Annotated in this window: 14 protein-coding genes; 11 read left to right on the top strand and 3 right to left on the bottom strand. The window is 64.4% G+C overall.

The features are described 5' to 3' along the window. Positions 1-3 precede the first annotated feature (3 nt). From AC1DIX_RS12185 to AC1DIX_RS12170, 4 genes are all read left to right on the top strand, one after another. Positions 4-1,242: an NADH:flavin oxidoreductase/NADH oxidase family protein gene (locus AC1DIX_RS12185; RefSeq protein WP_477324544.1), complete on the top strand. Its 1,239-nt coding sequence runs from the start codon at positions 4-6 to the stop codon at positions 1,240-1,242. A 194-nt stretch (positions 1,243-1,436) separates the two neighbouring features. After that, a complete protein-coding gene (locus tag AC1DIX_RS12180; RefSeq protein ID WP_477324542.1) occupies positions 1,437-5,447 on the top strand; it encodes a DUF3683 domain-containing protein in 4,011 nt (1,336 codons plus the stop codon). Continuing rightward, positions 5,444-5,878, top strand: a complete 435-nt coding sequence (locus AC1DIX_RS12175; protein ID WP_477252003.1) for an HIT family protein — start codon at positions 5,444-5,446, stop codon at positions 5,876-5,878. The genes AC1DIX_RS12180 and AC1DIX_RS12175 overlap by 4 nt, the downstream gene beginning before the upstream one ends. A 90-nt stretch (positions 5,879-5,968) precedes the next feature. Further along, a complete protein-coding gene (locus AC1DIX_RS12170) occupies positions 5,969-6,388 on the top strand; it encodes a gamma-butyrobetaine hydroxylase family protein (RefSeq protein WP_441934949.1) in 420 nt (139 codons plus the stop codon). 1 nt (position 6,389) lies between these two features. Here AC1DIX_RS12170 and AC1DIX_RS12165 read toward each other — a convergent pair whose 3' ends face one another. Beyond that, positions 6,390-7,118 carry an oxygen-binding di-iron domain-containing protein gene (locus AC1DIX_RS12165; protein ID WP_441934950.1) on the bottom strand — a complete coding sequence of 243 codons (729 nt, stop codon included), beginning with the start codon at positions 7,116-7,118 and terminating at the stop codon, positions 6,390-6,392. Between the two features lie 127 nt (positions 7,119-7,245). Beyond that, complete coding sequence (locus AC1DIX_RS12160) at positions 7,246-7,452, bottom strand: cold-shock protein (RefSeq protein WP_441934951.1); 207 nt, start codon at positions 7,450-7,452, stop codon at positions 7,246-7,248. Positions 7,453-7,760: 308 nt separating this feature from the next. Between AC1DIX_RS12160 and ubiE the strand changes: the two genes are divergently transcribed. The 5 genes from ubiE (at position 7,761) to AC1DIX_RS12135 (ending at position 12,378) form a co-directional block, all read left to right on the top strand. Next, a complete protein-coding gene (gene ubiE, locus AC1DIX_RS12155) occupies positions 7,761-8,495 on the top strand; it encodes a bifunctional demethylmenaquinone methyltransferase/2-methoxy-6-polyprenyl-1,4-benzoquinol methylase UbiE (protein ID WP_441934952.1) in 735 nt (244 codons plus the stop codon). Between the two features lie 10 nt (positions 8,496-8,505). Then, a complete protein-coding gene (locus tag AC1DIX_RS12150; RefSeq protein WP_477324540.1) occupies positions 8,506-9,474 on the top strand; it encodes a Tim44 domain-containing protein in 969 nt (322 codons plus the stop codon). Between the two features lie 117 nt (positions 9,475-9,591). Next, positions 9,592-10,224: a ubiquinone biosynthesis accessory factor UbiJ gene (locus AC1DIX_RS12145; protein ID WP_441934954.1), complete on the top strand. Its 633-nt coding sequence runs from the start codon at positions 9,592-9,594 to the stop codon at positions 10,222-10,224. After that, positions 10,224-11,777: a ubiquinone biosynthesis regulatory protein kinase UbiB gene (ubiB, locus tag AC1DIX_RS12140; RefSeq protein WP_477324538.1), complete on the top strand. Its 1,554-nt coding sequence runs from the start codon at positions 10,224-10,226 to the stop codon at positions 11,775-11,777. The genes AC1DIX_RS12145 and ubiB overlap by 1 nt, the downstream gene beginning before the upstream one ends. 4 nt (positions 11,778-11,781) lie before the next feature. Further along, positions 11,782-12,378 (top strand): methyltransferase, encoded by a 597-nt coding sequence (locus AC1DIX_RS12135; protein ID WP_477324536.1) that lies wholly within the window; start codon positions 11,782-11,784, stop codon positions 12,376-12,378. Between the two features lie 4 nt (positions 12,379-12,382). On the opposite strand, the gene AC1DIX_RS12130 is transcribed toward AC1DIX_RS12135, so the two are convergent. Then, the gene (locus tag AC1DIX_RS12130) at positions 12,383-13,060 is read right to left on the bottom strand and encodes a TetR/AcrR family transcriptional regulator (RefSeq protein ID WP_477324534.1); all 678 of its coding nucleotides are present in this window, start codon (positions 13,058-13,060) and stop codon (positions 12,383-12,385) included. 306 nt (positions 13,061-13,366) lie between these two features. Here AC1DIX_RS12130 and AC1DIX_RS12125 point away from each other — a divergent pair, with 306 nt between their 5' ends. Next, a complete protein-coding gene (locus AC1DIX_RS12125) occupies positions 13,367-13,699 on the top strand; it encodes an FmdB family zinc ribbon protein (protein WP_477324532.1) in 333 nt (110 codons plus the stop codon). Continuing rightward, positions 13,692-14,345: a DUF502 domain-containing protein gene (locus AC1DIX_RS12120; RefSeq protein WP_477324530.1), complete on the top strand. Its 654-nt coding sequence runs from the start codon at positions 13,692-13,694 to the stop codon at positions 14,343-14,345. The genes AC1DIX_RS12125 and AC1DIX_RS12120 overlap by 8 nt, the downstream gene beginning before the upstream one ends. The last annotated feature ends 20 nt before the right edge of the window (positions 14,346-14,365 follow it).

Genomic DNA, 14,365 nt, shown 5'->3' with positions numbered 1-14,365 from the left:
CCCATGCTGTTCACTCCCCTGACCCTGCCGAACGGCGCCATCGTCCCCAACCGACTGGCCAAGGCCGCCATGGAAGAGACCCTGGCCGCTGCCGGYCAGTTGCCGGGGCCCGCCATCCAGCGCCTTTACCAGCGCTGGGCCGAGGGCGGAACCGGCCTGATCATCACCGGCAACGTGATGGTCGACCGGCGCGCGCTTACCGGTCCGGGCACCATCGCGCTCGAAGCGGGCACGCCGCTGGCGCCCTTCACTGACTGGGCCCGGGCGGCGCGCGCGCATGGCGCCCAGGTCTGGATGCAGATCAGCCATCCGGGCCGTCAGGTGCTGGCGAACATGGGAGGACAGGCCTGGGCGCCGTCGGCGGTGGCGCTGGACCTGGGCAAGCACAGCAAGCTGTTTGCGCAGCCGGTCGCGATGCGGGAAGGCGATATCGCGGAAGTCATCGAACGCTTTGCCGCGACCGCCCATGCGGCCGAACAGGCAGGCTTCACCGGCGTCCAGATCCACGCGGCGCATGGCTACCTGATCTCGCAATTCCTGTCGCCGCTGAGCAACCGGCGGGAGGATGCCTGGGGCGGCAGCCTGGCCAATCGCGCGCGCCTGCTGCTGGAGGTCGTGCGGGCAGTACGTTCCCGCGTGGCGCCGGGCTTCTGCGTCGCGGTCAAGCTGAATTCGGCCGACTTCCAGCGCGGCGGCTTTTCCGAGGACGACGCACGCCAGGTGCTGGCCATGCTGAATCGCGAACAGGTCGACCTGGTCGAGCTGTCGGGCGGGAGCTACGAGAGCCCGGCGATGCAGGGCCGCACCGCGGATGGCCGCACGCTCGCCCGCGAAGCCTATTTCCTGGAATTCGCCAAGGACCTGGCGGCGGTTGCGGCGATGCCGCTGATGACGACCGGCGGCATCGCGCGCCGTGAAGTCGCCGAACAGGTGCTGCACGGCGGCGTCGCCATCGTCGGCATGGCGACGGCGCTGGCTGCCGTCCCCGACCTGCCGCGCCAGTGGCGGGACGGGCGCGAGCCGGTGGCGGCCATGCCGGCGGTCGACTGGAAGGACAAGGTGCTGGCCAGCCTGGCGCGGATGGCGCTGGTGCGGCGGCGCCTGCATGCGCTCGGCCGGGGCGGCGCGGCGTCCGCCGCCTACAGCCCGCTTTTCACCGTGGTGCTCGACCAGTTGCGCAGCATGCGCCTGACCCGGCGCTACCGGGCGTGGAACAAGGATGAAGCCACGCTTCGTGGATAAGATGCCACCATGTTCGGATTGCCGAGTTTTCGGTGCAAAAACACGTTTTTGTGCATCGAAAATTTGCACTGGTAACGATTTTTCCGACGTTTGTGCTAAAACCGGATTGTAAAAATCATTCGTTACCCAGCATGGTGCATCGCAATAAGCTAGAATGACTGTCCACTACGCGTCAGTTCGTTAGCCGATCCACCATGAACGCACCAGCCAATATCCACGCCCTGCTCGAAGAAAACGCACCGGCCCGCCTGCGTGAAATTCCCTACAACTACACCTCATTTTCCGATCGCGAGATCGTGATCCGGCTGCTGGGCGAATCCTCGTGGCGGCTGCTTGACGAGCTGCGCGGCGCGCGCCAGACCGGCCGTTCCGCGCGCATGCTGTACGAAGTGCTGGGCGACATCTGGGTGGTTCGCCGCAATCCCTATCTGCAGGACGACATGCTGGACAACCCGAAGCGGCGCGCCAAGCTGATCGAGGCCCTGCATCACCGCCTGGCCGAAGTCGACAAGCGCCGCCTGAGCGTGGATGCCGGCGACAATGCCGATGCGGCCACCGCCGCCGCCCGCAGCAGCGCCGTCGAGCAGTTGCTGGCCGCGGCCCGCAAGGCGGTCGACGACTTCGGCCGCGAATTCAGCGACATGTACGACCTGCGCAAGCGCGCTAGAGCCGTGCTGGGCCGCTACACGGACAAGCGCAACATCCGCTTCGACGGCATGCACCGCACCTCGCACGTGACCGACGCCACCGACTGGCGCGTCGAGTATCCCTTCCTGGTCCTGCTGCCGGACAGCGAGGACGAGATGGCCGGCCTGGTGAAAGGCTGCATCGAGCTCGGGCTGACCATCATCCCGCGCGGCGGCGGCACCGGCTATACCGGCGGTGCGATTCCCCTGAGCCCGATGTCGGCGGTGATCAACACCGAAAAGCTGATCGGCATGGGCGAAGTCGAGATGAGCCGCCTGCCGGGCGTGGACCGCGAATACGCGACCATCCATACCGGCGCCGGCGTGGTCACCCAGCGCGTCTCGCAGGCGGCCGAGAAGGCCGGCTTCGTGTTCGCGGTCGATCCGACCTCGGCCCACGCGTCCTGCATCGGCGGGAACATCGCCATGAATGCGGGCGGCAAGAAGGCCGTGCTGTGGGGGACGGCGCTCGACAATCTCGCTTCCTGGCGCATGGTCGACCCGAACGGCGACTGGCTGGACGTGACCCGCGTCGACCACAACCTCGGCAAGATCCACGACGCCCCGGTCGCGACCTTCAGGCTGGAGTGGACCCATCCGTCGGAGAAGGGCGCACCCAAGGGCGCGCCGTTCCGCACCGAGCTATTGGCCATCGAAGGCCGCCGCTTCCGCAAGGAAGGCCTGGGCAAGGACGTGACCGACAAATTCCTGGCCGGCCTGCCGGGCATCCAGAAAGAGGGCACGGACGGCTTGATCACCTCGGGCCGCTGGATCCTGCACAAGATGCCGAAGTTCACGCGCACCGTGGCGCTGGAATTCTTCGGCCAGGCGCGCGATGCGATCCCCTCGATCGTCGAGATCAAGGATTACCTGGACAGCCTGCCGAAGAACGGCAAGCCGGAATTCGAAACCCTGCGCCTGGCGGGCCTGGAGCACCTGGACGAGCGCTACCTGCGCGCGGTCGGCTACGCGACAAAATCCAAGCGCGGCACGCTGCCGAAGATGGCGCTGTTCGGCGACATCGTCGGCGACGACGAGAACGCGGTCGCGCAGGCGGCCTCCGAAGTGGTGCGCATCGCGAATACCCGCGTGGGCGAGGGCTTCATTGCCGTCAGCGCGGAAGCCAGGAAAAAATTCTGGCTGGACCGCGCCCGCACCGCGGCCATCGCGCGCCACACCAACGCCTTCAAGATCAACGAAGACGTGGTGATCCCGCTGAACCGCATGGGCGAGTACACCGACGGCATCGAGCGCATCAACATCGAGCTGTCCATCAAGAACAAGCTGCAGCTGGTCGAGGAACTGCACGCCCTGTTCACCTCCGGCCAGCTGGAAGTGAGCAAGGCCGACGATGCCACCGGCGAAGGCGTGTCGAAGGAAGAGATCCTGGGCGACCGTCCGCAGCAGGCCGACGAGCTGCTGGCGAAGACCGCTGCGCGCTGGGGCTGGCTGCTGGCCAACCTGGACCATCCTTTGCGGGACGTGCTGCCGAAGCTGGCCGAATTCGGCCTCGACGGTTTCATTGACACCTTCGAGCGCCGCGTATCGGGCCAGCCGCAGGCAACCTTGTTCGACGTGGTGCAGGACCACACGGTGCGCGTCTCGTGGAAGAACGACATCCGCGCGCCGCTGCGCCAGATCTTCAACGGCGCGGCGTATAAACCGATCCTTGATGAGGCTACTGCGATCCATAAACGCGTGCTTCGTTCGCGCGTCTTCGTGGCACTGCACATGCACGCCGGCGACGGCAACGTCCACACCAACCTGCCGGTGAACTCGGACGACTACGCGATGCTGCAGGATGCGCACAAGGCCGTCGAGCGCATCATGAAGCTGGCGCGCTCCCTGGACGGCGTGATCTCGGGCGAGCACGGCATCGGCATCACCAAGCTCGAGTTCCTGACCGACGAAGAGATCCACGACTTCCGCGAGTATAAAAAGCGGGTCGATCCGGAAGGCCGCTTCAACAAGGGCAAGCTGCTGAATACCGACACCGCCTACGCCGACCTGCGCAATGCCTATACGCCGTCCTTCGGCCTGATGGGCCATGAGTCGCTGATCATGCAGCAGAGCGACATCGGCGAGATCGCCAACAGCATCAAGGACTGCCTGCGCTGCGGGAAGTGCAAGCCGGTCTGCACCACCCACGTGCCGCAATCGAACCTGCTGTACTCGCCGCGCGACAAGATCCTCGCGACCTCGGCCCTGATCGAAGCCTTCCTGTACGAGGAGCAGACCCGCCGCGGCGTGTCGATCCGCCACTGGGAAGAGTTCGAGGACGTCTCCGACCACTGCACCGTGTGCCACAAGTGCGTGACGCCGTGCCCGGTCAACATCGACTTCGGCGACGTCTCGATGAACATGCGTAACCTGCTGCGCAAGATGGACAAGCGCAGCTTCAAGCCGGCCAACCGCGCCGCCATGTTCTTCCTGAACGCGACCGACCCGACCACCATCAACCTGACCCGCAAGGCCATGGTCGACCTGGGCTACAAGGCCCAGCGCCTCGGCGCCAGCGTGCTGAAGGCGGTGGCGAAGGAGCAGACCAAGGCGCCGCCGCCGACCACCGGCAAGGCGCCGGTGCGCGAGCAGGTGATCCACTTCGTGAACAAGAAGATGCCGGGCAACCTGCCGAAGAAGACGGCGCGGGCACTCCTGGACATCGAGGACGACAAGGTCATCCCCATCATCCGCAATCCGAAGGTGACCAACGCCGACACCGAGGCCGTGTTCTACTTCCCGGGCTGCGGCTCCGAGCGCCTGTTCTCGCAGGTGGGCCTGGCGACCCAGGCGATGCTGTGGGAAGTCGGCGTGCAGACCGTGCTGCCGCCGGGCTATCTGTGCTGCGGCTATCCCCAGCGCGGCGCCGGCCAGTACGACAAGGCCGACAAGATGATGACGGATAACCGCGTGCTGTTCCACCGCATGGCSAAYACSCTGAACTACCTCGACATCAAGACSGTGSTGGTSWSCTGCGGCACCTGCTACGACCAGCTCGCGACCTACGAGTTCGAGAAGATCTTCCCGGGCTGCCGCATCATGGACATCCATGAGTACCTGCTGGAGAAGGGCGTCAGGCTGGAAGGCGTGACCGGTACCCGCTACATGTACCACGACCCCTGCCACACGCCGATGAAGCTGCAGGATTCGATGAAGACCGTGAACGCGCTGGTGCAGACCGCGGACAACGTGAAGATCGAGAAGAACGATCGCTGCTGCGGCGAGTCCGGTACCTTTGCCGTTTCTCGCCCGGACATCGCGACCCAGGTCCGCTTCAGGAAGGAAGAAGAGATGGAGAAGGGCGCCGACAAGCTGCGCGCCGACGGCTTCAGCGGCGACGTCAAGATCCTGACCAGCTGCCCGTCCTGCCTGCAGGGCCTGTCGCGCTACAACGACGACTCGGGCACGACCGCCGACTACATCGTGGTCGAGATGGCGCGGCATCTGCTGGGCGAGAACTGGATGCCGAACTACGTGGCGAATGCGAACAACGGCGGTATCGAAAGGGTGCTGGTATGACGAGGCAAGCCGGCTGCGAGCTGTGCGAACTGGCGGCTTCGTCCAAGGTGGTCGCCAACGACAAGTTCTCGGTGATCCTGGCGAACGAGCCCAACTACCCAGGCTTCGCCCGCGTGATCTGGAACGAGCATGTGCGCGAAGTGAGCGACCTGCCTGACGCGGACCGCCTGCTGCTGAACGAGGCGGTGTGGAAGCTGGAGCAGGCCGTGCGCGAGGTGATGCAGCCGCTGAAGGTCAACGTTGCCAGCCTGGGCAATGTGGTGCCGCATTTGCACTGGCATGTGATTCCGCGTTATGCGGACGATGCGCATTTTCCGGCGCCGGTTTGGGCCCAGGCGGTGCGCGAGACTCCTGCGGACGTGCTGGCGCAGAGGCGGGCCCTGGTTCCCCAGTTGGCGGAAGCGATCAAGCGAAAATTCGCAAACCGATAAAACAGCGCCCATCCTTACCCTACGCACCCTCGTTCCCGCCTTCGCCGGAATGACGGCTCATCGGCCAACATTCATCGCTAGCTTTCGATCATGCCCACCCCCACCAACCTGACCATCCGCCAGCAATCCAAAATCCTGGAAATCGCCTTCGACGACGGCGCCGCCTTCTCCATCCCCTTCGAGCTGATGCGCGTCTACTCGCCCTCGGCCGAAGTGAAGGGCCACGGGCCCGGCCAGGAAGTGCTGCAGGTCGGCAAGCGCGATGTCGGTATCGAAGGCGTCGAGCCGGTCGGTAACTATGCCATCAAGCCGCTGTTCACCGACGGCCACCAGTCCGGCATCTATACCTGGGACTACCTGTACAAGCTGGGCAAGGAAGAGGCGGCGCTGTGGCAGGACTACCTGCAGCGCCTGCACTCTGCCGGCTTCGAGGGCGATAGCGGCCGTGCGCCGGGCACCGTGCTGCCGGGCGCGCAATCCAAGCCGCATGCCTGCGGCCACCATCACTAAGCTAAGCGCTGACCAGCCGTTCGCCGAGGGCGCGCAGCAGCGTTGCGCCGTCGCCCCTCCAGGCACTGCCGTGCATGCACGCCAGGGTGCCGGGCGATTCGGATGCCAGGTGCTCGATCAATTCCCTGGTATGGGTCGAGTGCGAGAAATAATCCATCGGTTTCCGGAACGCTTCGCTGTTCTCCAGGATGTCGTCGCTGGTCAGGGCGGCCTCGCCAAGGCCGCCCTGGGTGAACAGGTCGCCGCAAAACAGCGTTTTGGTTCGGGTATCCATCAGGAAGCCTGTTTCCCAGCCGTGAGGCAGATGTGGCGCATCGAGCCATTTGACCGAGCGTTTTCCCAGGCTGAGCTCGGCGCCGTCGGCCATGGCCAGGGCTGGCCGGTCCGCAAAATCGTTCACCGACACCATTGCCGCAACCCGGCTGCACAAGGGGGCGGCCTCGGGCGCAACGCCCAGCCATTCATTCAGGGAACCGCACTCGTCCGCTTCGAAATGCGACAGGGCGATGAAGCGCAGATGGCTCACCGGCATGACGCTTTCCACGGCTTCCCAGACCAGCGGGAACATCTTTCTTGGCCCGGTGTGAAAAAGAAGCGGTTGATCGTCGACGACCAGGTATTGGTTGAAGGAGAAGCCGCCCGGTACGAGATTGACCGGGGTATTGATGCGATAAACGCCGTCGGCGATTTCGTGGACATTGGTGCCGGCGGCTGCATTGGTGATGGCCATATCGAGCTCCAGAGAAGTCACTCCAGACAGTCAATGTAGGTGAGACCGGGCCCAAGGTAAACGAAAAAAGCGCCGGCGAAATCGCACGGCGCTTTTTATGGAGCCGGTCGGGCCGGCTGGTCGGCAATCATGCCTGGGGCTGGATGTTCGCAGCTTGCTTGCCCTTCGGGCCGGTGGTGATTTCGAAGCTGACGCGCTGGTTCTCCGCCAGCGATTTGAAGCCGGCCACATTGATCGCCGAAAAATGCGCGAACAGGTCGTCGCCGCCATCATCCGGTTTGATGAAGCCGAAGCCTTTGGAATCGTTGAACCATTTCACAGTGCCAGTCGCCATGTTATTTCTCTCTCAAAAGGATTTTGTCTAAAACTTTGCCCGTCTCCGCTGGTCTCCGCCATGTGGAGTTAACAAAGCTGAATCACTATAAGCAAAATTTTAAGAAAGTGCTGCACGATTGAAACGATGTCGTGAATTTTACGACAGCGATGTTCAAAATCATTCCAGACGGGAAAAATGCTTGTGCCGGGAGATGTTTTCGACGCCGAAGCGGACACTCGCACGCGCAGGAATGTGGCCTTCGCACATCCATAGGCGTCGGTCCGCATGCCGCTTGTATAATGCGACAAGATCAAAAGGCAAACGATATGACCAACACCACCCATTTCGGCTACAAGACCGTCTCCGAAGAAGAGAAGGTCCATGAAGTCGCCAAGGTATTCCACTCGGTCGCGTCCAAGTACGACGTGATGAACGACCTGATGTCCGGCGGCCTGCACCGCATCTGGAAGACCTTCACCATCGCCCAGGCGGGCATCCGTCCCGGCTTCAAGGTGCTCGACATCGCCGGCGGCACCGGCGACCTGTCCAAGGCCTTCGCCAAGCAGGCGGGCCCGAGCGGCGAGGTCTGGCTTACCGACATCAACGAGTCGATGCTGCGCGTCGGCCGCGATCGTCTATTGAATAAAGGTCTAGTCACCCCCACCTTGCTGTGTGACGCAGAGAAACTGCCGTTCCCGGACAACTACTTCGACCGGGTCAGCGTGGCCTTCGGCCTGCGCAACATGACGCACAAGGACCAGGCGCTGGCGGAAATGCGCCGCGTGCTGAAGCCGGGCGGCAAGCTGCTGGTGCTGGAGTTTTCGAAGGTGGCCGCGCCGCTGCAGAAGCCGTACGACGTCTATTCGTTCTCGGTGCTGCCGTGGCTGGGCCAGCGCATCGCCAACGATGCCGAGAGCTACCGCTACCTGGCCGAGTCGATCCGCATGCATCCGGACCAGGAAACGCTGAAGTCGATGATGGAAAGCGTGGGCCTGGAACGCGTACAGTATTACAACCTGACGGCTGGTGTGGCCGCACTGCACACCGGCATCAAACTTTGAGGTGTCCACGATGAAGAAATTCTTGGCCAGCACGATGATCGCGGTGACCGCACTGTCCTTCGTCGCCGATGCGTTCGCACGTCCGGTGGGTGGCGGCCGTTCCTTCGGCCGGCAGTCGTCGTCGGTCAGCCGGATGCGGGCGCCCGCGCCCGCGCCGGCGCCGTCTCCCGCGCAGCAGCCGGGCTACCAGAGTCCGGCGCCGACCCCGATGGCGCCGCAACCGATTCCGCAAAAGCGTCCGAGCATGTGGAAGGGCGTACTGGGCGGCGCCCTGCTGGGCCTGGGCCTGGGCGCGCTGTTCTCGCACTTCGGCATCGGCGGGGCCATGGCCAGCGCGCTGTCCTCGATCCTGATGATCCTGCTGCTGGTGTTCGCCGTGATGTTCATCGTGCGCATGTTCCGCCGCAAGGACACCCCGGCCAATCCGCCGTTCTCGGGCTTTAACCAGAACCCGGTGCCGGCTTCGGCCTCGGCCACCCCGGAAATCGGTTCCGGCCTGAACCAGGGCTGGCAGCCGAACGCGAACCAGGCTTATTCGGGCGGCTATAACCAGCCGACTTCGAACGTGTCGCTGAACAAGCAGGCCGCGCACGAGCAGTGGGGCGTGCCGGCCGGCTTCGACACCGAGGCCTTCCTGCGCCATGCGAAAGCGTCGTTCATCCGCATGCAGGCCGCCTGGGACCGTGGCGACGTCGCCGACCTGCGCGAATTCACCGCGCCCGAGGTGTTCGCCGAGCTGCAGCTGCAGATCCAGGAGCGCGGCGGCAAGCAGGACTATACCGAGGTCGTCTCGATCGACGCCCAGCTGCTGGGCATCGAGACCACCGAACGCGATTACCTGGCCAGCGTGCAGTTCGACGGCATGATCCGCAACGCCCCGGGCGCCCAGGCCGAACCTTACGTCGAGGTGTGGAACCTGGCCAAGCCGCTGAACGGCAATGGCGGTTGGGTCCTGGCGGGCATTCAACAGATCACGTAAGATCATTTTTGCAAGATTTTTTGCCATAACGATCTGTGCTGCCGGGTTTGTGCCTCGGCGAACTGGTAAGATCGAAACCGCCCAACACAGGGCGGTTTTTTTTTAACGCAAGCTTCAATGTCATCGACTCCTACTTTCTTAAGCGTAGCGACCATCAACCACCTGCTGGCCCAGGAAGCCTGGGCGCGCGACACCCTGATGCGCCGTGCCGGCAAGGTTGCCTGCATCGACATGGGCCACCTGCGCCTGTGCATGCGCGTGGCCAGGGACGGCATGCTGGAGGTGGCCGGCGGCGACGATGTGCCCGACGTGACCATCCACGTCAAGCCGGGCGACCTGCCGCTGATCCTGCAGAACCGCGACCGCGCGTTTTCCTATGTGCGCATCGAGGGTGACGCGGAATTCGCCAACACCATCTCCCAGCTCTCGAAAGGGCTGCGCTGGGATGCCGAGCACGATCTCGACCGCCTGTTCGGGCCGATCGCGGCAAACCGGCTGGCGGGCGGCGCGCGCGCGGCCGTCTCGCATGCCACGGGCAGCGCACGCCGGCTGGCCGAGAACGTCGCCGAATTCCTGCTGGAAGAGCGCCGCGTCCTGATCCGCCCGAGCAGCGTCGACGCCTTCGCCGATGAGGTGAACCGCCTGCGCGACGACGTCGAGCGCTCGGCCAAGCGGATCGCCAGGCTGGAGCAGAAACTCGAACAGACACTGGAACAACAGCGGGCGCAGCGCCCGCCAACGGATAGCTGATGATTCTGAAATTCCTGCGCCTCCTGAAGATCCTGACGGTTTTCACGAAATACGGTCTCGACGAAATTGCGATGTCCGGCCTGGACGTGCCGCGCACCGCCCGCTTCATCAACTCGGTGTTCTTCTGGCGCCGCATCACCTCGCCGCGCGCGATCCGCCTGCGCCTGGCGCTGGAGGAGCTGGGCCCGATCTTCGTGAAGTTCGGCCAGGTGCTGTCGACCCGTCCCGACCTGATGCCGCCGGATATCGTGGCCGAGCTGTCGCTGCTGCAGGACCGCGTGCCGCCCTTCGATTCCGACCTCGCCATCGCCCAGATCACGCGCTCGCTCGGCGCGCCTCCGAGCGAGCTGTTCGCCACCTTCGAACGCACCCCGGTGGCCTCGGCCTCGATCGCCCAGGTCCACTTCGCCACCCTGAAGAACGGCAAGGAAGTCGCGGTGAAAGTGCTGCGGCCCGGGATGAAGTCGACCATCGACGAAGACCTGGCCCTGATGCAGATGGCGGCCGGCCTGATCGAGAAAGTGTGGCCGGACAGCCGGCGCCTGAAGCCGCGCGAAGTGGTCGCCGAATTCGACAAGTACCTGCACGACGAACTCGACCTGATGCGCGAAGCCGCCCAGGCCAGCCAGCTGCGCCGCAACTTCGCCAACTCGACCCTGCTGATGGTCCCGGAGATGTACTGGGATTACTGCTCCAGCAGCGTGATCGTGATGGAGCGCATGAACGGCATCCCGATCTCGCAGACCGACCGCCTGATCGCCGCCGGCGTCGACCTGAAAAAACTGTCGCGCGACGGCGTCGAGATCTTCTTCACCCAGGTCTTCCGTGACGGTTTCTTCCACGCCGATATGCACCCCGGGAACATCCTGGTGTCGGTGGAAGAGGCGACCTTCGGGCGCTACATCGCGCTCGACTTCGGCATCGTCGGCACCCTGAACGACTTCGACAAGGACTACCTGTCGCAGAACTTCCTGGCCTTCTTCCGCCGCGACTACAAGCGCGTGGCCGAGGCCCACATCGAATCCGGCTGGGCGCCGCGCGACACCCGCGTCGACGAACTGGAAGCCGCGGTGCGCGCCACCTGCGAGCCGATCTTCGACCGCCCGCTGAAGGACATCTCCTTCGGCCAGGTGCTGCTGCGCCTGTTCCAGACCTCGCGCCGCTTCAACGTCGAGGTGCAGCCGCAGCTGGTGCTGCTGCAGAAGACCATGCTGAATATCGAAGGCCTGGGACGCCAGCTGGATCCTGAACTCGACCTGTGGAAGACGGCGAAGCCCTATCTGGAGCGCTGGATGGCCGAGCAGGTCGGCTGGCGCGGCATGGTCGAGCGCCTGCGCGACGAAGCGCCGCGCTTTGCCCAGATCTTTCCGCAGATCCCGCGCCTGGTGCACCAGGTGCTGCACAAGCATGCGCACAGCGACCTCGACATGGGCGACCTGATGGCCAAGCTGGTGGAGAACCAGCGCCGCACCAACCGCCTGCTGGCCGCGCTGGCCTGCATCACCAGCGTTGCGGTGATCGGCCTGGCCGCCGTGCATTTCGTTCACCCCTGACGCCATGCCGGATTTTTCCAACCGCGACCCGCTCGCGCCCGCGTTCTGGGACGAGCGCTTCGACAAGCAGTTCACACCCTGGGACCGCGGCGGCGCGCCGGCCGAACTGCGCGCCTTCGTGGCGCAGGCGAACAAGCCCATGTCCGCACTGGCGCCGGGCTGCGGCTCCGGCTACGAACTGGCGCTGATGCTGGAGGCGGGCTGGGACGCCACCGCGATCGACTTCTCGGCCACCGCCGTCGCCCGCGCCAAACGCCTGGCGGGGCAGTGGGCCGGCCACATCGTGCAGGCCGATTTCTTCGAGTATGTGCCGCCGCGCCCGCTCGACCTGGTCTACGAACAGGCCTTCCTGTGCGCGCTGCCGCGGGCGCGCTGGCCGGAAGTCGCCCAGCGTTGGGCGGCGCTGCTGGCGCCCGGCGGTCTGCTGGCCGGCTACTTCTTTTTCGACGACGCGCCCAAGGGCCCGCCCTTCGGCATCGCCCGCCCGCAGCTGGACGCGCTGTTGACGCCGCATTTCGACTGCGTGGTGGACCAGGACGTGCTTGAATCGATTCCTGTCTTTGCCGGTAAGGAGCGCTGGCTGGTGTGGCGCAGGCGCTGAGCGTCTAGTGCTTGCACACGGCGCGGAAGCCGGCCGCGCAATACGCAATCATGCGCGGCGCAATCGCATCCATGTCGGACGAGGAGGCATGGCCTTCGGATAACTGGTCCAGGCGGCCGGTGGCGCCCAGGGTCAGGGTCAGGGCGCCGGTAAGGAATTGGTAGCTGTAGAACAGGTCGTCGATGCCGGCACGCGGCAGCACCCGCTGCAGCAGGCCGATGAAGCGCCGCACCACCGGGTCGAAGTGGCTGGTCATGGTGTCCGCGCCCCAGCCGCGCGAGCTGTTGACCAGGGCGAGCAGGGCGAAATAATTCTTCCAGCCCGGATCGGCGTGGCGCGCCCGGTCGAGCAGGGGCATCAGGAAGGCCGAAGCGACGCCTTCGACCGTCATGCGATCGCCGTGCGCTTCCTCGTAGCGGGCCATCGCCTCCATGCGGTCCTGGTTGATCGGGCCGGCACGGCGCGCGAACACGGCATCGAACAATTCCTGCTTGGTGCCGAAGTAATAATGGACCAGGGCCGAGTCGACCCCGCATTCGACGGCGACGGCGCGCACCGTGACGCCATGGAAGCCATGTACCGAGAACAGTTTTTCGGCGGCGTCGAGGATCACGGGAGCGGTTTCCTTGCCGCCCTCGATCTTGGGACGGCGGCCGGGGCGGGGAGGTGAGGAACGCGTCATTAGCTCAGGAAAAGAAAAGGGCCCGCAGAGGGCCCCGATTTGAAGTCGTTCTTTTATGGCTTGGCGGCGACGGCAGAGCCAGTCGCGCAAACTTCTGTTTCTTAGCAACTAAGGAGTGCTATTTAAACAGGTAAGTTGATGTTCGGCAAACGCAACTCATCGATCGTGCGGAATAAAAACAACACTGTTGCCAGATAGCAGCAAGTTGCAAGCGTATTCATTCGCCCCGGCGGTGGCGCCAAGGGGCAAAACCTTCCGCAAAAGCTTTATAATTCAGGGTTTTGATGATTTTTGCGGAGTATTCAGATGCCGATTTACGCCTACCGCTGCGATGAATGCGGTTTTGCCAAGGATGTACTGCAAAAGATTTCGGATCCGGTGCTGAGCGTCTGCCCGTCGTGTGGCAAGTCATCGTTCAAGAAGCAAGTCACCGCCGCCGGTTTCCAGCTTAAAGGAACCGGCTGGTATGTGACCGACTTCCGCGGTGGCAGCGCGCCGGCGACCGGCGCGGCACCCGCGACCGGCAGTGCCGACAGCGGCGCCAGCGCCAGCGCCGGTTCCGGTTCCGGTTCCACCACCAGCAGCGAGAGCGGCAGCACCGCCCGCGCCGCGCCCGCGTCGACGAGTTCCGATGCGTAAATATTTCATCACCGGCGCGCTGGTCCTGGTTCCCCTGGCGATTACCGCCTGGGTGCTCAATTTCGTGATCAGCACGCTCGACCAGTCGCTCGTGCTGGTGCCGAGCGAGTGGCAGCCGCGCACCTATATCCCGGGCCTGGGCGCGATCATCACGCTGGCGATCGTGTTCCTGACCGGCGTGCTGACCAATAACCTGGTCGGCAAATGGTTCGTGCGACTGTGGGAGCGCCTGCTGAACCGCATCCCGGTCGTCAACTCGATCTACGGCAGCGTCAAGCAGGTGTCCGACACCCTGTTCTCGTCCTCGGGCAACGCCTTCCGCAAGGCCGTGCTGATCCCGTACCCGCACGAGAACTCCTATACGATCGCCTTCCTGACCGGGGTGCCGGGCGGCGACGTGAAGAACCATCTGGTGGGCGACTACGTGAGCGTGTACGTGCCGACCACCCCGAACCCGACCTCGGGCTTCTTCCTGATGATGGAACGCAGCCGGGTGGTCGAACTGGACATGACGGTCGACGCGGCCCTGAAGTACATCGTGTCGATGGGCGTCGTGGCGCCGGCCACTGCCGGCGATGCCGACACCGCCGCCGCCGCCGTCAAGGATTCTCAAGAAATCAAACGCCTGGCAGCAGGCACCGAATAACCAACCTGGATCGAAAAACT

The sequence above is a fragment of the Massilia sp. 05N420 genome, assembly GCF_056397205.1.
This window is presented reverse-complemented; position numbering and strand designations above follow the sequence as displayed.